This window comes from Pelomonas sp. Root1237 (assembly GCF_001425055.1).
Taxonomy (GTDB): Bacteria; Pseudomonadota; Gammaproteobacteria; order Burkholderiales; family Burkholderiaceae_C; genus Pelomonas.
In genome coordinates this window covers 675,172-699,290 of record NZ_LMDK01000012.1, presented here as the reverse complement: position 1 = coordinate 699,290, position 24,119 = coordinate 675,172, and the positions used below count along the sequence as shown (strand labels likewise).

The following is a 24,119-nucleotide window of genomic DNA, read 5'->3' as shown; positions in this document are numbered from 1 at the left end:
TCGGGAGGCGGGGCCGCGCGGCCGGCGTAAGGGGAAACCAGCATTCTAGGCGGCCGCAAGCGCCGCGCCGGCTACACGCCCAGACTGAGACCGCGACTGCGCAACCAGGCCTCGGCCTCGGCGACGCTGGCGCACCCGTGGAAGTTGGTCAGCGTGGCGGCGCGGGCCGCCATCGGCTGGATGATGAGGGCCTGGAAACTGTCCGGGATGACCGTCGCCGCCGCGGCGAGGCCATGGGCCAGGGCGTCTTCGAAGAAGGCCCAGATGCCATCCAGTGCCTCGGGCGTGGCGCCTTCCCAGGCGGCGGTGTCGCTCAGCAGGCCCCAGGGACGGCCGGCACGCTCACGAGCCAGGCGGCCGCCCTCTTGGCGCAGCCGCGTGGCGGCCACCTCGTTCCAGGTACCTTCAAGGCGCAGAACCAGCACATCGCCACGCCAATTGAGGCTGAAGCGGCCGTGCTGGCTCCACGCTCTGGTCATGGCGCTTTCATTCGGCCGACGACGTCGCGCACCTCGGCCATCAGTGCCGGCACATCGATCGTGACCGGTTGGCGCTCACGCAGCACCTGGCGGCCGCCGATCCAGACATTGCTGACGTGCTCGCGGCCGGCAACATAGACAAGCTGCGCCGCGGCGTTGTACACGGGCTGGCATTCGACGCTGTCCAGCGACACGGCGACGCAGTCGGCCAGCTTGCCGACCTCCAGCGAACCGAGGTCGTCGGCGCGGCCCATGGCCTTGGCGGCACGGATGGTCGCCATCTCCAAAGCGGTGCGCGCCGTGGCCACGGTCGGGTCGCCAGTGATGCCCTTGGCTAACAGCGCTGCTGAGCGGATCTCACCGAACATGTCGAGACGATTGTTGGACGCTGCGCCGTCGGTGCCAAGCACCGTATTGACGCCAGCGGCCTCCAGCGCCTTCAGCGGCATGACGCCCGAAGCCAGCTTGAGGTTGGAATTGGGGTTGTGCACCAGGTGCACGCCGTTCCTGGCCATCAGCTCGATCTCGGCGTTATTCAGGTGGACCATGTGGACCGCGATCATGCGTTCGTTTATCAGTCCCAGCTTAGTCAGCCGTTCCAGCGGCCGCACGCCGAACTGTTTCAAACCGTCTTCCACCTCGCCCGCCGTCTCATGGATGTGGCAGTGCATCTGGATGTCGAGCTTCTCGGCCAGGTCGCGCAGCTTGATGAAGGTCTCGTCGGACACCGTGTAGGGCGCGTGCGGCGCACTCGTCCAGTCCAGCAGCTTCTCGCCCTTGTACTGTTCGTAGGCGGCGATGCCCTTGGCGATGTAGTCGTCGGGGCCGCTGGCATAGCCGGTCGGGAAGTCGATGACGTTCATCGACACGGCAGCGCGCACGCCCGAGTCCACGGCGGCGCGGGCCATCGCGGTCGGGAAGAAGTACATGTCGTTGATATAGGTCGTGCCGCTGCGCAAGCCTTCGGCGGCCGCGAGCTTGGAGCCCAGATACGTCCACTCCTCGCTGACCCACTTCTTCTCCAGCGGCCAGATGTGGTTCTGCAGCCAATCCATCAGCGGCACGTCATCGGCGACGCCGCGCAGCAGCGTCATGGCCGAGTGGGCATGGGCGTTGATGAGGCCGGGAATGAGGATCTGCTCGGGCAGCTCGACGCGCTCGGCCTGGGGGTACCGGGCCAGCAGCGTCTCGCGCGGGCCGACGGCCGCGATGCGCTCGCCGTCGATCAGCAGCGCGTGGTTTTCCAGCGTGTCTTCGCCGGCCTTCATGGTCAGGATCCAGCGGGGCAGCAGCAGGGTCTGGGACATCTTGTTCTCCTTGTGGGATTCAGTTCGATTCGGCGAGCAGTTGCTCGACTTCGGCGCGGCGCGGCATCGCGTCCTGCACGCCGGCGCGGGACACGGCCAGGGCCGCTGCGGCCTGGGCGAAGGCGAGCGCGTTCTCGATGGGCTGGCCCTCGGCCAACGCGGTGATGAGGGCCCCAACGAGGGTATCGCCAGCGCCGACGGTGTCGACGGCCTTCACGACACGGGCGGGCACGCGGCGGACACCTTCCGCGTCGATCCAGCACAGGCCTTCGGCGCCCAGCGACACGAGAACCGCTGCCGGCCCCTTGGCGCGCAAGGCCCGGGCCAGCGTCTCGGGTTCGGCGGCGCCACCGCCCAGCGTCGTGATCAGGGCCTGGGCTTCCAGCGCATTGACGACGAGCAGGTCGACCAGCGGCAACAAAGCCTCACAACCGGCGCGAAAAGGTGCGGCGTTCAGCACGGTCTTCACACCGGCCGCGCGGGCGCGCTCGAAGGCTCGGGCGACGCTCTGCAGCGGTAGCTCCTGCTGGGCGACCAGCCAGCGCAGACCCGCCATGTCCAGGGCTTCGACCTGCTCCAGCGGCAGCGTGCCGTTGGAGCCGGCGACGGTGACGATCTGGTTCTCTGCGTCCTCGGCACCGACGACGATGAGCGCCACGCCGGGCACCTCGTCGGCTGGCTGGGCAATCGCGCGCGTGTCGACGCCTTCCGCGATCAGTTGGGTCACCATGGCCGCGCCGTTCTCCAGCAGGCCCACCCGTGCAGCCAGTGCCACGCGGGCACCTAGGCGCGCCGCGGCCACGGCCTGGTTGGCGCCCTTGCCGCCCAGGCAGGAGCCGAAGCGCTGGCCGCGCAGCGTCTCGCCCGGCAGCGGCAGCCGCGGCGCATGCACGATGAGGTCGCGGTTGACGCTGCCGAGGACGAGGATCTCAGGACGGGTCATCAGGGTTCCCAAAACGAAAGAACCCCTCGGGAAGACCGAGGGGTTCGCATGAGGCGCTCAGTGTCGTTCAGCGATCAGCGCTGGGCGATGGGCTTGACGTCGCGCGGCGTGGCGCCGACGAAGAGCTGGCGCGGGCGGCCGATCTTGTACTCGGGGTCGCCGATCATCTCATTGAGCTGGGCGATCCAGCCGACCGTGCGGGCCAGCGCGAAGATGGCGGTGAACAGCGGCACGGGGATGCCGATGGCGCGCTGCACGATGCCCGAGTAGAAGTCGACGTTCGGGTAGAGCTTGCGGGCGACGAAGTACTCGTCTTCCAGCGCGATCTTCTCCAGCTTCATGGCCAACTCGAACAGCGGGTCGTTTTCCAGGCCCAGCTCGCTCAGCACTTCGTGGCAGGTCTCGCGCATCAGCTTGGCGCGCGGGTCGTAGTTCTTGTAGACCCGGTGACCGAAGCCCATCAGCTTGACGCCGGAGTTCTTGTCCTTGACCTTGTTGACGAACTCGCCGATGCGGGCAACGCCGCCCTGCTTCTGGATGTCGCCCAGCATGTTCAGGCAGGCCTCGTTGGCGCCACCGTGCGCGGGGCCCCACAGGCAGGCCACGCCGGCCGCGATGGCCGCGAACGGGTTGGTGCCAGAACTACCGCAGAGCCGCACAGTGGAGGTCGACGCGTTCTGCTCATGGTCGGCATGCAGCGTGAAGATGCGGTCCATGGCGCGCACCAGCACCGGGTTGGGGCTGTAGTCCTCGCAGGGCGTGGCAAACATCATGCGCATGAAGTTGCCGGCGTAGCTGAGGTCGTTCTTCGGGTAGATGTAGGGCTGGCCGACGGTGTACTTGTAGGCCATGGCCACGAGCGTGGGCATCTTGGCGATCAGGCGGATGGCCGAGATCTCGCGGTGCTCGGGGTTATTGATGTCGGTGCTGTCGTGATAGAACGAGGACATCGCACCCACCAGGCCCGTCATGACGGCCATCGGGTGGGCGTCACGGCGAAAACCCCGCAGGAAGAACTGCATCTGCTCATTGACCATGGTGTGGTGCATCACACGGTCTTCGAAGTTGGCCTTCTCGGCCGCGTTCGGCAGCTCTCCGTAAAGCAGCAGGTAGCAGGTCTCGAGGTAGTCGCAGTTCACCGCGAGCTGCTCGATGGGGTAGCCGCGGTAGAGCAGCTCACCCTTGTCGCCGTCGATGTAGGTGATGGTCGAGTTGCACGACGCCGTCGACAGGAAGCCGGGGTCGTAGGTGAACTTGCCGGTCTGCGCGTAGAGCTTGCGGATGTCGATGACATCCGGGCCGATGCTGCCCTTGTACAGGGGCAGGTCCATCGAGGGGCTGCCGTCGGAGAACGACAGGGTGGCTTTCACGTCGGACGGGGTCATGGTGCAGTCCTTTGAGGCTTTGAAAAACTGGAGTCAGGTGCGCAGATCGGCGAGCACGCCTCGCACGGCAATGGTGTCGATTTCACCACTGGGTTCCTTGCGGCGCAGTAACAGATCCAAAAGGTCGTTGTCGGCCAGGTCCATCAGGGCGGTCAGGCCTTCGGCATGGCTGAGGCTGATACCCTCGGGATGACGGTTGAAGAAGCGCTCGATGAAGATGTCGTTCTCCAGCAGGCCCCGACGGCAGCGCCAGCGCAGCTTGGAGAGTTCCCGTTCACCGATCACTTCAGCCATCGTCAGACCGCGCGGCGGACCATCAATTCCTTGATCTTGCCGATGGCCTTCGTGGGGTTCAGGCCCTTGGGGCAGACGTCCACGCAGTTCATGATGGTGTGGCAGCGGAACAGGCGGTACGGGTCTTCGAGGTTGTCCAGGCGCTCGGCGGTCGCTTCGTCGCGGCTGTCGGCGATGAAGCGGTAGGCCTGCAGCAGGCCGGCCGGGCCGACGAACTTGTCGGGGTTCCACCAGAAGCTCGGGCAGCTCGTCGAGCAGCTCGCGCACAGGATGCACTCGTACAGGCCGTCCAGTTCCTCGCGCTCGACGGGCGACTGCAGCCGCTCCTTGTCGGGCGGCGGGTTGTCGTTGACGAGGTAGGGCTTGATCGAGTGGTATTGCTTGAAGAACTGCGTCATGTCGACGATGAGGTCGCGCACGACGGGCAGGCCCGGCAGCGGCTTGAGCACGATGGTGCCCGGCAGCGTCAGCATATTGGTCAGGCAGGCCAGACCGTTCTTGCCGTTGATGTTCATTGCATCCGAGCCGCAAACGCCTTCGCGGCAGGAGCGGCGGAAGGACAGGCTGGGATCAACCGCCTTCAGCTTGACCAGGGCGTCCAGCAGCATGCGCTCATGGCCGTCCAGCTCGACCTCGAGGGTCTGCATGTAGGGCTTGGCGTCCTTGTCGGGGTCGTAGCGGTAGATCTGGAAGGTGCGCTTCATGTCTGGCTCACTTAGAAGGTACGAACCTTCGGGGGCACGGATTCAACGGTCAACGGCGTCAGGTTCACCGGCTTGTAGTCCAGGCGATTGCCTTCGGAGTACCACAGCGTGTGCTTCATCCAGTTCGCGTCGTCGCGGTTCGGGTAGTCGTTGTGCGCATGGGCGCCGCGGCTCTCGGGGCGGGCGGCGGCCGAGATCATCGTGGCCTGCGCCGCTTCGATGAGGTTCTCGACTTCCAGCGCCTCGACGCGGGCCGTGTTGAAGACCTTGGACTTGTCCTTCAGGCCGATGCTGCCAACACGCTTGGCGATTTCCTTGATCTTGCCCACGCCTTCGTCCATCGACGCCTGCGTGCGGAACACGCCGGCGTGCAGCTGCATGGCGGCGCGGATGTCGTTGGCAACGTCCTGCGAGTATTCACCGTTGGCGGCCGAGTCCAGGCGCGCCAGGCGGGCCAGCGTCTTGTCGGCGGCGTCCTTGGGCAGGTCCTTGTGGGACTTGGTCTTCAGGTTGAAGTCGACGATGTGGTTGCCGGCCGCACGGCCGAACACGAGCAGGTCCAGCAGCGAGTTGGTACCCAGGCGGTTGGCGCCGTGCACCGACACGCAGGAGCATTCACCGACGGCATACAGGCCGTTGATGATGTCGTTGGGCTTGCCGTTCTTCGGGATGACGACCTGGCCGTGCACATTCGTCGGGATGCCACCCATCTGGTAGTGGATGGTCGGCACGACAGGAATCGGTTCCTTGGTGATGTCGACGTTGGCGAAGTTGTGGCCAATCTCCAGCACCGAGGGCAGGCGCTTGGCAATCGTCTCGGCGCCCAGGTGGGTCATGTCGAGCAGCACATAGTCCTTGTTGGGACCGCAGCCGCGACCTTCCTTGATCTCCTGGTCCATCGAGCGTGACACGAAGTCGCGCGGCGCCAGATCCTTCAGCGTCGGGGCATAGCGCTCCATGAAGCGCTCGCCGTTGCTGTTGCGCAGGATCGCACCTTCGCCGCGGCAGCCTTCGGTCAGCAGCACGCCCGCGCCGGCCACGCCGGTGGGGTGGAACTGCCAGAACTCCATGTCTTCCAGCGGAATGCCGGCGCGCGCCGCCATGCCCAGGCCGTCACCGGTGTTGATGAAGGCGTTGGTGGAGGCCGCAAAGATGCGCCCGGCGCCGCCGGTGGCCAGCAGCACGGTCTTGGCGTGCAGGATGTGGACCTCGCCGGTCTCCATCTCCAGCGCCGTCACGCCGACGGCATCGCCCTCGGCGTCGCGGATGATGTCCAGCGCCATCCACTCGACGAAGAACTGGGTGCGCGCCTTGACGTTCTGCTGATAGAGCGTGTGCAGCAGCGCGTGGCCGGTGCGGTCAGCCGCGGCGCAGGCGCGCTGCACGGGCTTCTCGCCGTAGTTGGCGGTGTGGCCACCAAAGGGACGCTGGTAGATGGTGCCGTCGGCATTGCGGTCGAACGGCATGCCGAAGTGCTCGAGCTCGTAGACGACCTTGGGCGCCTCGCGGCACATGAACTCGATGGCGTCCTGGTCGCCCAGCCAGTCCGACCCCTTGACGGTGTCGAAGAAGTGGTAGTGCCAGTTGTCCTCGGACATATTGCCCAGGGATGCGCCGATGCCACCCTGCGCGGCGACGGTGTGCGAGCGGGTCGGGAAGACCTTGGACAGCACGGCCACGTTCAGGCCGGCCAATGCCAGTTGCAGCGAGGCGCGCATACCGGAGCCACCGGCCCCGACGATCACCACATCAAACTTACGGGTCGCAAGCTGCGCCATCAGAGTCTCCACAGAACCTGGATCGCCCAACCAGCGCAACCCACAAGCCAAACGAGCGTGAACACCTGCAGTGCCAGGCGCACGCCGACAGGCTTCACGTAATCCATCCAGATGTCACGCATGCCGACCCAGGCGTGATAGGCCAGGGACAGGATGGTCACGAAGGTGATGACCTTCATCCACTGCTGGGAAAAGATCGCCGCCCAGCGGTCATAGCCGAGGGCGCCGGGCATCAGCACCTGCACCAGCAGCACGACGGTAAACAGGGCCATCAGCACGGCGGTGACGCGTTGCGCGAGCCAGTCACGCAGGCCGTAATGCGCACCGACGACGATGCGCTTGGAGCCGAAAGTACTCATTGTTGTTGTCCTCGAGGGCTCAGTACAGACCGAACAGCTTGGCGCCCAGCAGCAACGTCAGCAGCGTGCTGAGGACCAGTGTGACCATTGCCGAGTTGTGGCCCTGGGCCTTGCTGACGCTGTGCGTCGCGTCCATCCACAGGTGGCGCACGCCGGCGATGAAATGGAACAGATAGCCCCAGATCAGGCCCAGCGCCACCAGCTTGACGAACCAGCCCGGGATGCCTGCGAAGCCGGCCACGAACACGTTCGTGAAGGTCTCGAAGGAGATTTCCGTGCTCAGGCTGCTGTCCAGCATCCAGACCACGAAGGGCAGCAGCAGGAACATCAGAAAGCCGCTGATGCGATGCAGGATGGAGACGATGCCGGCAGGCGGGAGGCGGTAGCTGACGATCTGTGTGACGTGAATATTGGTATAGACCGGTCTTTTCTTGACACTGTCCGTCATGGTCGAGCCTGCGTAATCAATGTGAAACCGAAAGATTCTAGGGCCTAGATCCCCGTCAACCTTCGCACTTGCTGCACTGCGGCATTGTCAGATTCAGTTCAACTCATTGAGGTAGTGGTCTGCTTCGGTGTGGTAAAGCCCGCGACGCAATTCGACCGGTCGGTCGCCATAGGTGAACGCCACGCGCTCGACACTGAGCAGGGGTGCGCCGTCGGCAACACCCAGCAGTTCGGCGGCCTCGGCGGTGGCCGCCACTGCACGCAGCTTCTCCTCGGCGCGCACCATGTGCACCTGGAAGCGCTCCTCGAACAGCGCGTACAACGTGCCGGGGTAGGCGTTGATGACTTCGCTGCTGAGCCCGCGGAAGTGCCGTTCCGGCAGCCAGAGGTCGTCGAGCACGACAGCGCGGCCGCGCCGCAACAGAAGCCGCCTGACCTCGAGGACGGGCTCGGACGTGCGCAGATGCAGGGCCCGCGCCGTCTCGGCTGTCGCCCGCGCCCGCCGGCAATGCAGCAGCTCGCGCGTGAGGCCGGTGGTGCCATCGTCGGCCACCAGGCGCAGGAAGCGGTAGGCGTCGCGCGGCGCGGTATGCGTCGACACAAAGGTGCCGGCGCCCTGGCGGCGCTCGACGACATGGGCCGCTGCCAGCTCGTCCATCGCCTTTCTGACGGTGCCCGAACTGGCATGGAAGCGCTCGGCCAGCGCGGCCTCGCTGGGCAGGGCGTCGCCCGGCCGCCACTCGCCCGCTGCCAGCGCCGCAACGATCAACTGGCGGATTTGCTCGTACAGGGGGGCGGGCGGCCTTGGCTTCATTGGGGGCATGCGCGCATTGCAGCACAGGGTATGCCCGTACACTTCCCCGCCTTCAGGCGATGCGCGCGGCGCCGCCTAGACACCAGCTTCATCAACTGTCCCCGGAGATCTCCATGAGCAAGAAACCCGTTCGCGTCGCCGTCACCGGCGCAGCTGGCCAGATTGGCTACGCCCTGCTGTTCCGCATCGCCTCCGGCGAAATGCTGGGCAAGGACCAGCCCGTCATCCTGCAGCTGCTGGAGATTCCCGACGAGAAGGCTCAGAACGCGCTGAAGGGCGTGATCATGGAACTCGAAGACTGCGCCTTCCCGCTGCTGGCCGGCATCGAGGCCCACAGCGACCCGATGACCGCCTTCAAGGACACCGACTACGCCCTGCTCGTCGGCGCCCGCCCGCGCGGCCCCGGCATGGAACGCGCCGACCTGCTGGCCGCGAACGCCCAGATCTTCACGGTGCAGGGCAAGGCCCTGAACGCCGTCGCCTCGCGCAACGTGCGCGTGCTGGTGGTCGGCAACCCCGCCAACACCAATGCCTACATCGCCATGAAGTCGGCCCCGGACCTGCCGGCCAAGAACTTCACCGCCATGCTGCGCCTGGACCACAACCGCGCTGCCTCGCAAATCGCCTCCAAGACCGGCAAGCCGGTCGGCTCGATCGAGAAGCTGGCCGTCTGGGGCAACCACTCGCCCACGATGTACGCCGACTACCGCAACGCCACCATCGACGGCCAGTCGGTCAAGGCGCTGATCAACGACGAAGACTGGAACCGCAACACCTTCCTGCCGACCGTCGGCAAGCGCGGCGCGGCCATCATTGCCGCTCGCGGCCTGTCGTCGGCCGCTTCGGCCGCCAATGCCGCCATCGACCACATGCGCGACTGGGCGCTGGGCACCAACGGCAAGTGGGTGACGATGGGCATCCCCTCGGGCGGCGAATACGGCATCCCCAAGGAAGTCATGTTCGGCTACCCCGTCACCTGCGAAGGCGGCGAGTACAAGATCGTGCAGGGCATCAGCATCGACGAGTTCTCGCAAGAGTGCATCAACAAGACGCTGAAGGAACTGACGGACGAGCAGGACGGCGTCAAGCACCTGCTCTGAGGCGGCATCGACGGCGGGCTCGCCCGTCAGCCAGCTGCGAGACACCCTTGCGAGGGTGTCTTTTTTTTGCTTTCGCTCGCTGCGACAGCCCCGCGCCGCCCAAAAAGCGCGGCCGGGTCAGCCGGATCGATTGACAAAGCGCAAGTCGGCCCCCGGCCCGGGCGCGCAGGATCTGCCCTGCCCCGGATTCACCCAGGAGCCGCCATGAAGATCGTTCTTGCAGTCGACGGCAGCGCGTACACCAAGCGAATGCTCAGCTACCTCGCCGCCCACGACGAACTCGTGGGCAAACACCACGAATTCGTCGCCCTGAATGTGACGGCCCAGGTGCCGCCGCATGCGGCCCGCTTCCTGCCGCACGACACCTTGCAGACGTACTACGCCGACGAAGGCGAGAAGGTGCTCAAGCCGGTGCGCGAGTTCGCTGCCATGCAGGGCTGGAGCCTGCGTGAGCACCACGCGGTCGGCCATCCCGCCGAGGTATTGGCCGAGATCGTCAATGAAGAGGCTCCGGACCTGCTGGTCATGGGCTCGCATGGTCACGGGGCTTTCGCCGGTGCCGTGCTGGGCTCGGTGTCCGCGCGCCTGCTGGCCCATACCAAGGCGCCCGTGCTGCTGGTTCGCTAGTCGGCGAAGGTGCCGCCGGCGTCCTACTGCCGGTCACGGCCTGACAGCAGCACTGAGCGGCCGCAATGCCGCCCAGCATGCTCAGTGCGAAAGCAACACCGGCACGGGCGAACTGGCCATCAACGTGCGCGTCACGCCGCCGAGCACAGCCTCGCGCAGGCGCGAATGGCCGTAGCCACCGGCGACGATCAGCTGGGCACCCATGTCCGCCGCGTGCGACAACAGCGCTTCGCCCGCCGCCACCTTGATGGGCACATAGTTGACCTTCACCTTCAGCCCATGACGCGCAAGCCAGAGCCCGATGTCGGCGCCCGGCATCTGGCCGTGATTGCGCCCCACGTCTTCAGGCGTCTCGAACACGGCCACCTCGACACTCGCCGCCTGCCTCAGCAGGGGAAGCGCATCACGCATGGCCCGTGCGGCTTCGCGGCTGCCGTCCCACCCGACCAGCACCCGTGACGCGGCCGGCACCTCGCACTCGCCCGCGAACGGCAGCACCAGCAGCGGCCGGCCCGAGCGCAGCAGCATTTCCTGCGCCATCTGCGCCGACTGGCCGTTGCACGCGTCGTCGGGATTCAGCTGGGAGACCACGGCCAGGTCGCAGTAGCGCGCTGCAAGCGTCATCACTTCACCTGCATAGCCCATCTCGACGCGGCCTTCATAGGAGGTCACACCCAGGAGCGAGACCCGTTCCTGGAAGAGGCGCGCGCAGTCGAGTGCCCGGCTGCGCAGTTCATTCATCGCCGCCTGCTGATAGGCGGCAAGCCCCCCGCCTCCGGCGCCTTCGGGCGGCAGGGCGTACCACCCGGCCGGCGCAAGGCCGATGAGATGAGCCTCGTACCGCAGGGCCAGCGCCGCGGCAGCGTCCACGCGGCCCTGGACGTTCACTCCACTGTCGAGGTGAACGAGGATGCTCTTGATTCCCATGCTGTTTCTCCATTGACGCCGTGGCGCCGTTGCGTGCGCCAGATGTTTCTCGACCGCGGCGGCGACGTGGTTGACCCCGGTCAATGAAAGCAGGGGTTTCTCGCTGCCGCCGGGTCGGGCTTCCGTTCTTCAGTCGGTGACGCCCTGGAAGCTGAGCCTATTGATCCCGCGCAACGCGGCGCAAGCTCCACCTCGCTAGCCTTGGGTGATGAATACCCATGCGCGACGCGTTCTCCTCATCCTCGGGCACCCTGACGCCACCCGAGGCCACCTCTGCCACGCGCTGGCGGATGCCTATGCCGAGGGCGCGCGGTCAGCGGGCCATGACGTGCGACTCATGGACGTGGCGACGCTGGATTTCCCGCTGCTTCGCAGCAAAGACGAATGGGACCACGGCGCCCTGCCCGCTTCGCTGCTGCCCGCACAGGAGCACATCCGTTGGGCCAGCCACGTGGTGCTGTTCTTCCCGCTGTGGCTAGGCGACATGCCGGCTTTGCTGAAGGCCTTTCTCGAACAGGTGGCACGCCCCGGCTTTGCGCTGGGCAAGGCGGGCGATGGGGCGGCCGGCGGCAAGCTGCTCAAGGGCCGTTCCGCGAGGGTGGTCGTGACCATGGGCATGCCCGCACTCGTCTACCGCTGGTATTTCCGTGCCCACAGCCTGAAATCACTGGAACGCAACATCCTGGGCTTCGTCGGCTTCGCTCCGGTTCACGAAACGCTGGTGGGCGGGGTCGAGTCCCTGGGCGAAGCCGGCGTGGCGAAGTGGCTCAAGCGGATGCGCCAGATCGGCGCGAGCGCCGACTGAGCCGCCTTCGGATGCCCAGGGCGCCCCATGCCAACAACCGCCGAGTTCAGCTTGGCGGCCTCGATGCCGAGGCACTGCGCAGCCGCCCGCTCCATGTGATCCCGGCACCCACTGCCAGCGCCACCGTCACCAAGGCCAGCACGAGGTCCTCGGCCGCCGGAACGCCAAAATGCAGCAGGCGCCTCGGGCCTGGCACCAGCACGGCGGTCGCCAGCGCCGACGCCGCCACGGCGGCGACTGCCCAGAAGGCCCGGGCGCTGCGACCGGACAAGGCGCGAAGCCCGTTGCCGATTGCCATGTTGGCCGCCACCAGCATCAGGTTTCCGAACGTCAGGCCGACCACCGCCAGCGTGCGGGCCACGTCGGTGTCACGCCCGGCCTGCAACGCCAGCATGTAAACGCCAAGGGTCGCCGCGAGCAGGCAGCTTCCCTGCGCCAAGCCCTGCCACAACATCGACCAGCCCACGATGCCGTCGTCCGTGCGCCGCGGCGGCCGCCGCATCAGCCCCGGCGCTTCGGCGGCACCTTCGAAGGCCAGCGAGCACACCGGATCGATCACCATCTCGGTCAGCACCACATGGACCGGCAGCATCAGCGGCGGCAGCCCGAGCAGCAGGGGCAGCAGCGCCAGTCCGGCCACCGGGACATGGATGGCGGTGATGTAGGTCATGACCTTGCGGAGGTTGTCGAAGATGCGCCGGCCCATGCGAACACCGCCGACGATGCGCCCGAAATCTTCGTCCAGCAGCACCAGGCCGGCGGCCTCGCGCGCGACGTCCGTCCCACGTATCCCCATCGCGATGCCGACGTGAGCCGCCTTCAGCGCCGGTGCGTCATTGACGCCGTCGCCCGTCATGGCCACGGTCTCGCCGTTGCGCCGCAGCGCCAGCACCAGCCTGAGCTTGTGCTCCGGCATCACGCGGGCGAAGACGCGCACATGCCGCACAGCCCGGGCGAGCTCGGCCTCTCCGAAACCGGCGATGTCGGCCCCGGTCAGGACGCCCCCACGCACGTCGAGGCCGGCCTGCTCGGCAATGGCCAGTGCCGTGGCCGCATGATCGCCGGTGACCATCACCACCGTGATGCCGGCTTCCCGCGCCTGCGCGACCGCATCCGGCACGCTGTCGCGCAGCGGATCCTCGAAGGCTGCCAGGCCCAGTAACGTGAAGTCGTGGTCATGCTGATGCGCCACCGTTTCACCACGCGGCGGGCACGCCTCGGCCACGGCCAGCACGCGAAGTCCCTGTGCGGCCAGGCGCTTCACACGGGCCAAGAGATCGGCACTGCGTTGCGGGTCGAGGTGGCACAGATCGAACACCGCCTCCGGCGCACCCTTGGCGGCGACGCGAAGCCGGCCGGCTGCGTCCGTCCATTCATGCGACATCGCCAGCAATTCGGGGCTGAGCGGAAACTCGCGCGTCAACGTCCAGTCGGGGTGCAGGTGTGCAGTGCCTGCCAGCAAGGCATCGCCTCGCGCGAGCAGCGCACGGTCCATCGGGTCGCTGCCATCACGCCGCGAAGCCAGCATGCCGAACTCGAGCAGCCGATGCACCGCCTCGGGCAGGTCCTTGCCAGCCTCGATCCCGACCTCCATCTCGTCGGTCACCAGGCGGGACAGCTGCATCCTGTTTTCGGTAAGGGTCCCTGTCTTGTCCACGCACAACACCGTGGCTGCACCCAGCGCCTCGATGACCGCGGGACGACGCGCCAGCACCTTGATGCGAGCCAGCCGCCAGGCGCCCAGCGAAAGGAAGACGGCAAGCGCCATCGGGAACTCTTCGGGCAGCATCGCCATGCCGATGGCGACGGCCGACAGCAGCCCCTGCATCCAGTCGCCGTGCACCAGGCCGTAAACCACCACGATCACTGCGCAAATGGCGGCGGCAGCCAGGCCAAAGACACGCACCAGTCGGCGCAGATGCTGCTCCAGGGGCGTTGGTGCCGTTTCAATGGCGGCCAGCGATGCGCCGATGCGACCGACCTGCGTGCCTGCGCCGGTGGCCACCGACTCGATGACGGCGTGGCCCGTGATGGCCAGGGTGCTCGCGTACACGAAAGCACTGGCATTGCGCTCGGGCGACGCCATGGCCAGGCCGTCTTGCACCTGCCACACCCGTTTGTCCACCGGCACCGATTCCCCGGTCAGCAGCGACTCGTCGACCTGCAGCCCGACCGCCTCGCGAACGATACCGTCGGCCGCGACCCGCTCGCCCTCCCCGACCAGGAAGATGTCGCCAGGCACCAGCTCACGCGCCGGGATGCGTGCCATGCGCCCGTCACGCACGACGCGCACCTGCGGTGCGGACAGCGTGCGCAAGGCAGCCAGCGCATGCTCGCTGCGCCGCTCCTGCATGACGACGAGGCCCACCGTGACAACAGCGAAGAAAGCCAGGAGCAGGCCCTCGCCCAGATCACCCAGCAGCAGGTAGATGGCCGCAGCAGCCAGCAGCAGCAGGAACATGGGCTCGCTGAACACACCGCGAAGCGTGCGTGCCAGGCCCCGCTTTTGCGTGTCGCCCACCTCGTTGGGGCCATGGAGCGACAAGCGCTGGCGGGCCTGCGCGTCGCTCAGTCCTCGAGGCAGCGTGGGCGTGGACTGGGTTGCCTGTGGCGGTGACGCGGAGATGCCTGCGCCGGTCGGCGCCTCGCTCTCAGCGTGCAAGGCGGCCACCATCGAAGGCTGGAAGACCGATCCCCGAGGTGCCGCCCGTCATCAGGGCGACATTTTCTTGAAGCATGACATTCCCCTGCCGCGAAGGACCTGAAAGCGGCCCTCAGTCGGGCGCCCGCGGCCGCGAAGGGCGGCCCGCGTCCTGCACACCATCGGCCCGGGCCGACAGATAGGCGTAGAGGTCGATGATGTGGGCCGTCACGGTGGGGTCGCCCTGCCAGGCAGGCATCACCAGCGCCGCTTCCCGGCCCTGCAGAACCTTTTCGACCAGGGCGCTCTGCGAGGCGCCTTGCGGGTCGGACTCCGCCGCCGCGAGGATCCAGTCATAGCGCCTGAGCACCAGGCTCACGAACTGGTGCGAGCCCATCTCGCGGAGTCTGGGCAGCAGGTCGGGGCCGGCCGCCGTACCGGTCGCCGCTGGGCCGTGGCAGGTCGCGCACTTCTGCTGAAACACCCGCCAGCCGATATAGACCTCGCCTTCCGGCAAGGCGCGGCGCGCCAGCTCCCGGGCGGGTTTGGCGTTCTGCACCTCCAGGGCGCAACCGGTGGCCAGTGCGGCCGCGGCGAGTGACGCGAGGGCCAGACGGTACCGCCCCACGCCGTTCGCATTCATGACAGATGCTCCCGGACCGCCTGGCAGCCTGCGCACAGCCGCACGGACGGCAGGGCCGTGAGGCGCGCCACGGGAATAGCCTCGCCGCAGTTGGCGCAGTCGCCATAGCTTCCCGCGGCCAGGCGACCCAGCGCGTCGTCAACGTCCTGCAGCTCCCGCAAGTCCCGGGCGGCCTGGAAGTCCTCGGTCTGCTGGCGCTGCATGAGTTCAGCGTCGTCCTTGAGATCCCGCACCTCCTGGGACTGCGTCTGCACCGCTTGACGTGCCAGCTGCGCCGCATGAACCTCGGCTCGCAGCTCGGTCTGGCGGTACAGCAGCAGTTGGCGCAGCATGGGCAGGTGCGCTTGAGTCTGAGTTTCCATCTTGGGCAATCCTTGGTCGGCGAAGGGCCATGCTAGGCAGCCCACCGGCAAATGGATTGCGCTGGATCAAGCCGGACGACTGAAGCCCCGACCTGGTCGCTGCATCGATCGCCGCACGTTGCGCATTGACTGGGATCAACGCCGGCGCTGCACTGGCCGCATAGATTGACTCGTCGTCAGGGCTGCGAGGCAGCCGCCAATCGAGGGACACGCATGCCAATGAATTCAGCCTCGCAAGGCCGGCCGGGCGGCGCCAAAGGCAGCGGGCATGACGCCTGATCTCGCCGGCCGCTTCTTCGTCGCCCTCCTCATCGGCATCCTGGTCGGCATCGAACGGGAGAAGAAGCGGCCGGCCGCGCCTTCCCACACGATCGGCGGCATCCGCACCCATGCCCTGCTGGCCTTGTCCGGCGCGGCGTCGGCCTGGCTCGGGCAGCAGTTGCAGCTTCAGTGGCTCTTCGTGGCAGTGCTCGTGTGCGCGAGCGCAATGGCAATTGCCAGCCACGCGCTGTGGCGCCGGGATGGCAAGGATGCACCTCCCAGCATGACCAGCGAGATCGCCGCCTTGCTCGTCGTGCTTCTGGGCGGCATGGCGGCGACCGGCAATCAGGCGCTGGCCGTGGCCCTGGCCGTGGCGTTGTCGGCAGTCCTCGCCTTCAAGCAGCCCCTGCACGCCCTGGTGGAGCGGGTCGGCCTCGATGACATCCTTGCAGGCATCAAGCTGCTGATTGCGTCGGTCATCGTGCTGCCCCTCGTGCCGAATGAGACGGTGGACCCCTGGCACGCACTGAACCCCTACCAGCTGTGGCTGCTGGTGGTGCTGATCTCCGCACTCTCCCTGGCCGGCTACATCGGCATGCGCTGGCTGGGGCCGGCGCGAGGCGCTGCCATCACCGGCCTTGCCGGAGGCCTGGTCTCTTCGACGGCCACCACGCTGAATTTCGCACGTGACAGCCGGAAGGCCGAAAGCTCCGCCAACGCCAGCGCGGCGGCCGCCGGCATCCTGTGTGCCTGGTTCGTCATGTTCCTGCGCGTGACGACGATCGTCGCCATCCTCAATCGGCAGCTGCTGGGCGCCTTGTGGCCCCCGCTGTTGGCCATGACCCTGGCCACTGGCGCGCTGGCATTGCGGCACTATCTCGCCGGAGCGGCCGCCGCAACCAGCCCCGCCCAGGCAGCCACACCTCTGAAGAACCCATTCAGCCTGGGCGCGGCGATCCGGTTCGGCATCCTGTTCGCCGTCGTCCTCGTCGTGACGAAGCTGGCCCAGCAGCAATTCCCGAGCGGCGGCCTGCTTGCGATCTCGGCGCTCGCTGGCGCGGCAGACGTTGACGCGATCGTGCTTTCTCTCAGCGGCCAGAAGGACGGCTCGCTGACGACGGCCGGGACCGCGTGGGCGCTGCTGGCGGCCCTGCTTGCCAACACGGTGGTGAAGATCGCGATGGTGCTGCTTGTCGCGCGCGGCACGGTGCGCCGGGAGATGGCCATCGCGAGTGTGGCGATCTGCCTGGTGTGTGGCACCTCGGCCTGGGTTTGGCTCTGAACCGAAACTGGGCCACGCCCACCACGGCGTCAGCGCGTGGCCGGCAGCCGGAAGGTCGACACCGTCTCCACCAGCTGCTGGGCCTGCACCTTGAGGCCGTCGGCCGCGGCGGCCATTTGCTCCACCATCGCGGCGTTCTGCTGCGTGGCTTGGTCCATCTGCGTGACGGCCGCGCCAACCTGGCTCACGCCCGAACTCTGCTCGGCACTGGACGAGCTGATCTCGCCCATGATGTCGGTCACACGCTGGATGCTGCTGACCACCCTGTCCATCGTCGCGCCCGCCTGATCGACCAGCGTGTTGCCGCGGTCGACGCGCTCCAGGCTCTGCGAGATCAGCGTCTTGATCTCCCGGGCGGCTTCCGCGCTGCGGCCGGCCAGCAGCCGCACCTCGCCGGCGACGACTGCGAAGCCGCGGCCCTGCTCGCCGGCGCGTGCCGCTTCCACGGCGGCGTTCAGCGCCAGGATGTTGGTCTGGAAGGCGATGCCGTCGATGACGGAGATGATGTCGCCGATGCGGCGCGAGCTGTCGTTGATGCCCTTCATCGTGTCGACGACCTGCTTGACGACCTGGCCGCCTTCCGCAGCGACGTGCGAAGCGTTCTGCGCCAGCTGGTTGGCCTGCTGGGCGTTGTCGACGTTGTTGCGCACGGTGGCGCCGAGTTCGTCCATGGAGGCCGCCGTCTGCTGCAGCGCGCTGGCCTGGCTTTCCGTCCGGGCGCTCAGGTCCTGGTTGCCAGAGGCGATCTCAGAGCTCGCATTGGCCACCGACTCCGAGCCGTCACGCACCTGCTGCACGATGCTTGCCATGCTGTCGCGCATGGCTTTCACGCCCTGCATGACGCTCTCATGGCTGCTGCCCTGCAGGTCGATGTCAACGCTGAGGTCGCCTTCGGCCAGTTGGCGCGTGATCTCATTGACGCGCGCGGGCTCGCCACCCAACTGGCGCGTGATGCTGCGCGTGATGGCCAGGCCCAGCACCAGCAGCACGCCGGCCAGCACCCCCACCCCCAGGCCCACCTTCCAGACGCGCTGCCAGATGGCCGCGTCGACCGTGTCCACATAGACGCCCGAGCCGATGATCCAGCTCCAGGGCGTGAAGCCCTTGACGTAGGACACCTTGGGCACCGGCTGCTCGCTGCCCGGCTTGGGCCACATGTAGGGCAGGAAGCCTGCGCCACTGGCCTTGACGATGTCGACCATCGCGACGAAGAGCGGCTTGCCGGTCGGGTCCTTGCTGTTGTTCAGCGTCTTGCCCTCCAGCTCCGGCTTCATGGGATGCATGACCATGATCGGGCTCATGTCGTTGACCCAGAAGTACTCGTTGCCGCTGTAGCGCAGTCCCCGCAGGGCGGCGAGGGCCGACTTCTTGGCGTCCTCGTCGGACAGCTTGCCTGTCGCAACCTGGGCGTGGAAATGCGAGACGACGCCATGCGCCGCCTCGACCGCCTGGCGCACCGCCTGCTGGCGCTCGTTCAGGATCAATTCCCGCTCCGAGAACAGCAGGATGGCCGCAACCAGCAGCACGCCAAGAACAGCGCCGAAGGTCTGCAGGGCCAAGCGGCGGGAAACTCTGAGCGACTCGAGCTTGAGCATGGCTTTGTCTCCGGAGATCGTTGTGCGCAGATGCTGTCACGCCTGGGTCAGATATGACAGTGCGTAAGCACCCTCTTGTTCCCGCAAACGTCGCGATTTCGCGACCGGCGTCACATCTGGCGCCGCCGCCGGCCTGGGTACAGTGGCGCGATGAGCGCACTCCTGCACCCCCGCCAGGCCCTGTTCGGCCACGAAGCCGTTCGGCCCGCGCTGCCCGTCGTCGACCACTACTGCGGCGTCGAGGCCCGCATGCGCAAGAGCCTGGCCCTGCAGGCCGAGCTCGGCCCCGTCTTCGACATCACGCTGGACGCCGAGGACGGCGCCCCGGTCGGCGGCGAGGCCGAGCATGCGCTGCTGATCGCCGAACTGGCAACGAGCCCGGCCAACCGCTTCGGCCGCGTCGGCGCCCGCGTGCACCCTTTCTGCCACGCCGCCTTCGAAGCCGACGTCGACACCTTGATCGCCAAGGCCGGCGACAGGCTGGCCTATCTGATGATCCCCAAACCAGAGAGCGCCGAGGACGTCGAGCGCGCTGTGGCCGCCATCGATGCCGCCTGCGAGCGCCACGCCCAGCCCAGGCTACCGCTGCAGGTGCTGATCGAAACGCACGGCGCGCTGCGCGAGGTCTTTCGCATCGCCGCCCATCCGCGCATCGAGTCGCTGTCCTTCGGGCTGATGGACTTTGTCTCGGCCCATGGCGGCGCCATCCCCAAGACGGCGATGGAGCTGCCCGGCCAGTTCGAGCATCCGCTGGTCGTGCGCGCCAAGCTCGAGATTGCCGCCGCGGCCCATGCCTTTGGCAAGACGCCTTCGCACTGCGTGGTCACCGAGTTCCGCGATGCCGAACGGCTCGCGGCGGCCGCGCGGCGCGCCGCGCGCGAGTTCGGCTACACGCGCATGTGGAGCATCCATCCCGACCAGATCCGTCCCATCGTCGAGGCGTTCGCGCCGGCCGCCGACGAAGTGGCCGAAGCGGCCGAGCTGCTGCTTGCCGCACGAGCCGCGCAATGGGCTCCCATCTCCTTCCACGACCGCCTGCACGACCGCGCCAGCTACCGCTACTTCTGGACTGTGCTGGAGCGCGCCGAGCGCACCGGGCGCGCCTTGCCCGACGCAGCGCGATCGGCGTTTTTCCCCGTAGCCATCGGGGTAATCGCCGAGTGAGGCACGAACCGGCGTGCAGTCCGTCACGCGGACAATGCCTACATCTTTTCACCGCTGCGCGGCCGCATTGCAGCCATGATTCGCCAGCTTTTTCCACCCTCCTTTCCCACCCCGATTCCAGATGCCGATGACTTCGCTCCGTGCCAGTGCCGCCGCCCTGATCCTCTGCGCCGCCTTGCCCGCCCTGGCCCAGACCGCTCCGGCCAAGCCCGTCGCAAAAACCAAGGCCGCCGCCAAGCCCGCGCCCGCCAAGAAGGCACCGCCGCCGCCGCCCGAGCCGGTGTTGGTCGATGCCGATGAGGCCCAGCTTGCCGCTGCGGAGCGCGCCTACCTGGGCGACTACGCCTGCGAGTTCAAGGAGACCGTGCAGATCGAGAAGCATCCCAAGGTGGCCGGCTACATCAACGTAGCCTGGAAGAAGCAGGTCTTCACGATGAAGCCCGTGCTGTCGTCAACCGGCGCCCTGCGCCTGGAAGACGTGACCGGCCGCACGCTGATGATCCAGATCGCCAACAAGTCCATGCTGCTGGACACCAAGATCGGCCAGCGCCTCATCGACGATTGCGTCCACCCCGAGCAGATCAAGCTGATCGAAGCCGCCAAGGCCGCCAAGATCAACGACCCCGAGGCCGAAGCCGCCGAGGCAGCACGCAGCGGCCTGGGCATCACGCCCACTGCGGCCGAAACACCCGCAGCGCCCCCGGTGGCTGCGAAACCGGCCAAGCCGGCCAAGGCCAAGTGAGTCATTGCTGTTGAAACCCGTGGCTTGGGTATGTAGAATGAATACATACTTTTCGATGCATACCTGAGCCACCGCCTCCGCGGCGCTCAGCCGCTGGAGGCGCCATGGAAGCCACCGTTGCCGAACGCGGGCAGATCACCCTGCCCAAAGCCGTCCGAGATGCCCTCGGTCTGACCAAGGGCACGACGCTCAAGGTCGAGCTCGATGGCGGGCGCATCATCCTGCGCAAGAACGTCGACGACGCGCTGGCCAAGCTGCGCGGGCGGTTCAAACTGCCTGAAGGCGTCACCACCGACGACGTCATGCGCGAGCTGCGTGGCCGCGCCCCCGGCGATCCGGTCGAGCCGTGATCGCCATCGATTCCTCCGTTCTCATCGACCTGCTGGGCGGTGACGTGGGCGCCGAATCCGCTGAAGACTGTCTTCGCCAGGCGCTGGCGCGCGGGCCGGTCGTCGCCTGCGACGTCGTGCTCAGCGAAGTCGTCTCCGGCCTCGGCTTTGGCGCCGAGCTGCTGGATGCGCTGGAAGGCGTCGGCATCGTCTACTCTCCCATCGAATCCCGCGCGGCCGTTCGTGCCGGCGAAATGCAGCGCCGCTACAAGGAGCGCCGCAAGGCCTCCGGCCAGGCACCCACCGGTCCGCGCACCGTTCCCGACTTCCTGATCGGCGCCCACGCCCTGCTGCAATGCCAGGCACTGATCAGCCGCGATCAAGGTTTCTTCCGCGACTACTTCAAGGGTCTCAAGGTCATCGTGCCTGGAGCCGCCTGATTCCTTTTCCATCCCCGTTCCGCCAGGAGTTCCCCCATGCTGTCCGCCTACCGCCAACACGCCGCCGAACGTGCCGCCCTCGGCATCCCGCCCCTCGCCCTGGATGCCAAGCAGGTCGCCGAGCTGATCGAGCTGATCAAGGCTCCGCCCGCCGGTGAAGACGCCTTCCTGCTGGACCTGCTGACCCACCGCGTGCCCCCGGGCGTGGACGACGCCGCCAAGGTCAAGGCCAGCTTCCTGGCCGCTGTCGCGCACGGCGACATCAAGGTCGGCCTGATCTCCAAGGCCAAGGCCACCGAGCTGCTCGGCACCATGGTGGGCGGCTACAACGTGCATCCGCTGATCGAGCTGCTGGACGACGCCGAAGTCGCCGGTGTGGCCGCTGAAGGCCTGAAGAAGACCCTGCTGATGTTCGACTTCTTCAACGACGTGGCCACCAAGGCCAAGGCCGGCAATGCCAAGGCGCAGGAGGTGATGAAGAGCTGGGCCGATGCCGAGTGGTTCACCAGCCGCCCCGAGGTCGAGAAGAAGATCACCGTCACCGTCTTCAAGGTGCCCGGCGAGACCAACACCGACGACCTGTCGCCGGCGCCCGATGCCTGGAGCCGCCCCGACATCCCGCTGCACTACCTGGCGATGCTGAAGAACACCCGCGGGGACTTTGGTTCTGCTGGCGGTGCGGCCTTCAAGCCCGAGGAAGACGGCAAGCGCGGCCCGATGCAGTTCATCGAGGACCTGAAGAAGAAGGGCAACTTGGTCGCCTACGTGGGCGACGTCGTCGGCACCGGCTCCTCGCGCAAGTCCGCCACCAACAGCGTCATCTGGGCCACCGGCCAGGACATCCCCTTCGTGCCGAACAAGCGCTTCGGCGGCGTCACGCTGGGCGGCAAGATCGCGCCGATCTTCTTCAACACGCAGGAAGACTCCGGCTCGTTGCCCATCGAAGTGGACGTGTCCAAGCTCGAGATGGGCGACGTCATCGACGTGCTGCCCTATGACGGCAAGCTGGTGAAGAACGGCGAGACGCTGGTCGAGTTCAAGCTCAAGAGCGACGTGCTGTTCGACGAAGTGCGCGCCGGCGGCCGCATCAACCTCATCATCGGCCGCTCGCTGACGGCCAAGGCGCGCGAGTTCCTGGGCCTGCCCGCGTCCACGCTGTTCCGCCTGCCCTCGCCGCCCGTGGCGACCAAGGCCGGCTTCACGCTGGCGCAGAAGATGGTCGGCCGTGCCGTGGGCCTGCCCGAGGGCCAAGGCGTGCGCCCGGGCACCTACTGCGAACCGAAGATGACGACCGTGGGTTCGCAGGACACCACCGGCCCGATGACCCGCGACGAGCTGAAGGACTTGGCCTGTCTGGGCTTCTCAGCCGACCTGGTCATGCAGTCCTTCTGTCACACCGCGGCCTACCCCAAGCCCGTAGACGTCAAGACCCACCGCGAGCTGCCCGCCTTCATGAGCAACCGCGGCGGCGTGTCGCTGCGCCCGGGTGACGGCGTCATCCACAGCTGGCTGAACCGCCTGCTGCTGCCCGACACGGTCGGCACTGGCGGCGATTCGCACACCCGTTTCCCGATCGGCATCTCCTTCCCCGCCGGCTCCGGCCTCGTGGCCTTCGGCGCCGCCACCGGCGTCATGCCGCTGGACATGCCCGAGTCGGTGCTGGTGCGCTTCAAGGGCGAGATGCAGCCCGGCGTGACGCTGCGCGACCTCGTGCATGCCATCCCGCTGTACGGCATCAAGGCCGGCCTTCTGACGGTTGCCAAGGCCGGCAAGAAAAACGCCTTCTCGGGCCGCATCCTGGAAATCGAAGGCCTGCCTGACCTGAAGGTCGAGCAAGCCTTCGAGTTGAGCGACGCCTCCGCCGAGCGCTCGGCCGCCGGCTGCACGATCAAACTGAACCCGGCGCCGATCAAGGAGTACCTCACCAGCAACGTCGTGCTGATGAAGAACATGATCGCCGACGGCTATGCCGACGCGAAGACGCTGCAGCGCCGCATCGAGAAGGTCGAAGCCTGGCTGGCCAACCCCGAACTGCTGGAAGCCGACAAGGATGCCGAGTACGCCCACGTCATCGAGATCGACCTGGCCGACATCAAGGAGCCCATCCTCTGCTGCCCCAACGACCCGGACGACGCCAAGTTCCTGTCCGAAGTCGCCGGCACCAAGATCGACGAGGCCTTCATCGGCTCGTGCATGACCAACATCGGCCACTTCCGCGCCGCGGCCAAGCTGCTGGGTGGCCAGCGCGACATCCCGGTCAAGCTGTGGGTGGCCCCACCCACCAAGATGGACCAGAGCGAGCTGATCAAGGAAGGCCACTACGCCGCCTTCGGCACGGCCGGCGCCCGCACCGAGATGCCGGGCTGTTCGCTGTGCATGGGCAACCAGGCCCAGGTGCGCGAAGGCGCGACCGTCGTATCCACGTCGACCCGCAACTTCCCCAACCGCCTGGGCAAGAACACCAACGTGTTCCTGGCTTCGGCCGAGCTGGCAGCGATCGCCTCGAAGCTGGGCCACATCCCCTCGGTGCAGGAGTACCACGAGGCGATGGGCGTCGTGAACAAGGACGGCGCCTCGATCTACAAGTACCTGAACTTCGACCAGATCGAGGAGTACGCGGACACGGCCAAGGCCGTGGCGGCCTGAGCCTGAAGGCTTCAAAAGCCAGCCCGCCGCGCGCAAGCCCGGCGG

The 24,119-nt window shown here is 67.1% G+C and carries 24 protein-coding genes; 9 read left to right on the top strand and 15 right to left on the bottom strand.

The genetic code is table 11. From position 1 onward, the window contains the following. Positions 1-71 precede the first annotated feature (71 nt). The 10 genes from ASC91_RS11065 to ASC91_RS11020 form a co-directional block, all read right to left on the bottom strand. The gene (locus ASC91_RS11065) at positions 72-479 is read right to left on the bottom strand and encodes a hypothetical protein (RefSeq protein ID WP_056196411.1); all 408 of its coding nucleotides are present in this window, start codon (positions 477-479) and stop codon (positions 72-74) included. Further along, entirely contained in the window at positions 476-1,786 is a 1,311-nt protein-coding gene (locus ASC91_RS11060) for a TRZ/ATZ family hydrolase (protein WP_056196408.1), read from the bottom strand. The genes ASC91_RS11065 and ASC91_RS11060 overlap by 4 nt, the downstream gene beginning before the upstream one ends. Before the next feature lie 19 nt (positions 1,787-1,805). Then, a complete protein-coding gene (locus tag ASC91_RS11055; protein ID WP_056196403.1) occupies positions 1,806-2,729 on the bottom strand; it encodes a ribokinase in 924 nt (307 codons plus the stop codon). Positions 2,730-2,803: 74 nt separating this feature from the next. Next, entirely contained in the window at positions 2,804-4,114 is a 1,311-nt protein-coding gene (gene gltA / locus ASC91_RS11050; RefSeq protein WP_056196400.1) for a citrate synthase, read from the bottom strand. Between the two features lie 33 nt (positions 4,115-4,147). After that, on the bottom strand, positions 4,148-4,408 hold the full coding sequence (locus tag ASC91_RS11045; protein ID WP_056196396.1) for a succinate dehydrogenase assembly factor 2: 261 nt from the start codon (positions 4,406-4,408) through the stop codon (positions 4,148-4,150). A 2-nt stretch (positions 4,409-4,410) separates the two neighbouring features. Continuing rightward, positions 4,411-5,112 (bottom strand): succinate dehydrogenase iron-sulfur subunit, encoded by a 702-nt coding sequence (locus ASC91_RS11040; protein ID WP_056196394.1) that lies wholly within the window; start codon positions 5,110-5,112, stop codon positions 4,411-4,413. Positions 5,113-5,123: 11 nt separating this feature from the next. Beyond that, a complete protein-coding gene (gene sdhA / locus ASC91_RS11035) occupies positions 5,124-6,890 on the bottom strand; it encodes a succinate dehydrogenase flavoprotein subunit (RefSeq protein WP_056196391.1) in 1,767 nt (588 codons plus the stop codon). Next, positions 6,890-7,249 (bottom strand): succinate dehydrogenase, hydrophobic membrane anchor protein, encoded by a 360-nt coding sequence (gene sdhD / locus ASC91_RS11030; protein WP_056196389.1) that lies wholly within the window; start codon positions 7,247-7,249, stop codon positions 6,890-6,892. The genes sdhA and sdhD overlap by 1 nt, the downstream gene beginning before the upstream one ends. A gap of 19 nt (positions 7,250-7,268) precedes the next feature. Then, entirely contained in the window at positions 7,269-7,697 is a 429-nt protein-coding gene (gene sdhC / locus ASC91_RS11025) for a succinate dehydrogenase, cytochrome b556 subunit (protein ID WP_056196387.1), read from the bottom strand. A 93-nt stretch (positions 7,698-7,790) separates the two neighbouring features. Beyond that, positions 7,791-8,510 (bottom strand): GntR family transcriptional regulator, encoded by a 720-nt coding sequence (locus tag ASC91_RS11020; RefSeq protein ID WP_235531945.1) that lies wholly within the window; start codon positions 8,508-8,510, stop codon positions 7,791-7,793. Positions 8,511-8,623: 113 nt separating this feature from the next. Here ASC91_RS11020 and ASC91_RS11015 point away from each other — a divergent pair, with 113 nt between their 5' ends. Continuing rightward, entirely contained in the window at positions 8,624-9,610 is a 987-nt protein-coding gene (locus ASC91_RS11015) for a malate dehydrogenase (RefSeq protein WP_056196384.1), read from the top strand. Positions 9,611-9,814: 204 nt separating this feature from the next. Continuing rightward, positions 9,815-10,237, top strand: a complete 423-nt coding sequence (locus ASC91_RS11010; RefSeq protein WP_056196381.1) for a universal stress protein — start codon at positions 9,815-9,817, stop codon at positions 10,235-10,237. Positions 10,238-10,318: 81 nt separating this feature from the next. Here ASC91_RS11010 and ASC91_RS11005 read toward each other — a convergent pair whose 3' ends face one another. Continuing rightward, the gene (locus ASC91_RS11005; RefSeq protein WP_082532601.1) at positions 10,319-11,164 is read right to left on the bottom strand and encodes a universal stress protein; all 846 of its coding nucleotides are present in this window, start codon (positions 11,162-11,164) and stop codon (positions 10,319-10,321) included. Between the two features lie 208 nt (positions 11,165-11,372). Between ASC91_RS11005 and ASC91_RS11000 the strand changes: the two genes are divergently transcribed. Further along, positions 11,373-11,969: an NAD(P)H-dependent oxidoreductase gene (locus ASC91_RS11000; RefSeq protein WP_056196377.1), complete on the top strand. Its 597-nt coding sequence runs from the start codon at positions 11,373-11,375 to the stop codon at positions 11,967-11,969. 46 nt (positions 11,970-12,015) lie between these two features. Here the strand turns inward: ASC91_RS11000 and ASC91_RS10995 are convergent, their stop codons facing one another. The 3 genes from ASC91_RS10995 to ASC91_RS10985 all read right to left on the bottom strand — a co-directional run bounded on the left by ASC91_RS10995 (position 12,016) and on the right by ASC91_RS10985 (position 15,615). Next, entirely contained in the window at positions 12,016-14,643 is a 2,628-nt protein-coding gene (locus tag ASC91_RS10995; protein WP_082532600.1) for an HAD-IC family P-type ATPase, read from the bottom strand. Positions 14,644-14,743: 100 nt separating this feature from the next. Next, a complete protein-coding gene (locus ASC91_RS10990) occupies positions 14,744-15,253 on the bottom strand; it encodes a cytochrome c (RefSeq protein WP_056196374.1) in 510 nt (169 codons plus the stop codon). After that, positions 15,250-15,615: a TraR/DksA family transcriptional regulator gene (locus ASC91_RS10985; RefSeq protein ID WP_082532599.1), complete on the bottom strand. Its 366-nt coding sequence runs from the start codon at positions 15,613-15,615 to the stop codon at positions 15,250-15,252. Before ASC91_RS10985 ends, ASC91_RS10990 begins: the two co-directional genes overlap by 4 nt. Before the next feature lie 268 nt (positions 15,616-15,883). Here ASC91_RS10985 and ASC91_RS10980 point away from each other — a divergent pair, with 268 nt between their 5' ends. Beyond that, positions 15,884-17,158 carry an MgtC/SapB family protein gene (locus ASC91_RS10980; protein ID WP_056196369.1) on the top strand — a complete coding sequence of 425 codons (1,275 nt, stop codon included), beginning with the start codon at positions 15,884-15,886 and terminating at the stop codon, positions 17,156-17,158. A 29-nt stretch (positions 17,159-17,187) separates the two neighbouring features. Here ASC91_RS10980 and ASC91_RS10975 read toward each other — a convergent pair whose 3' ends face one another. Beyond that, the gene (locus ASC91_RS10975) at positions 17,188-18,753 is read right to left on the bottom strand and encodes a methyl-accepting chemotaxis protein (protein ID WP_056196367.1); all 1,566 of its coding nucleotides are present in this window, start codon (positions 18,751-18,753) and stop codon (positions 17,188-17,190) included. A 150-nt stretch (positions 18,754-18,903) separates the two neighbouring features. On the opposite strand from ASC91_RS10975, the gene ASC91_RS10970 reads away from it, so the two are divergent. From ASC91_RS10970 to ASC91_RS10950, 5 genes are all read left to right on the top strand, one after another. Beyond that, positions 18,904-19,917: a CoA ester lyase gene (locus ASC91_RS10970; RefSeq protein ID WP_056196366.1), complete on the top strand. Its 1,014-nt coding sequence runs from the start codon at positions 18,904-18,906 to the stop codon at positions 19,915-19,917. Positions 19,918-20,044: 127 nt separating this feature from the next. Further along, positions 20,045-20,659 (top strand): hypothetical protein, encoded by a 615-nt coding sequence (locus ASC91_RS10965; protein ID WP_157281448.1) that lies wholly within the window; start codon positions 20,045-20,047, stop codon positions 20,657-20,659. A gap of 104 nt (positions 20,660-20,763) precedes the next feature. Beyond that, complete coding sequence (locus ASC91_RS10960; RefSeq protein WP_056196361.1) at positions 20,764-21,009, top strand: AbrB/MazE/SpoVT family DNA-binding domain-containing protein; 246 nt, start codon at positions 20,764-20,766, stop codon at positions 21,007-21,009. Beyond that, a complete protein-coding gene (locus tag ASC91_RS10955) occupies positions 21,006-21,428 on the top strand; it encodes a type II toxin-antitoxin system VapC family toxin (protein ID WP_056196358.1) in 423 nt (140 codons plus the stop codon). The genes ASC91_RS10960 and ASC91_RS10955 overlap by 4 nt, the downstream gene beginning before the upstream one ends. A gap of 36 nt (positions 21,429-21,464) precedes the next feature. Then, positions 21,465-24,074, top strand: a complete 2,610-nt coding sequence (locus ASC91_RS10950; RefSeq protein WP_056196355.1) for a bifunctional aconitate hydratase 2/2-methylisocitrate dehydratase — start codon at positions 21,465-21,467, stop codon at positions 24,072-24,074. Positions 24,075-24,119: the final 45 nt, after the last annotated feature.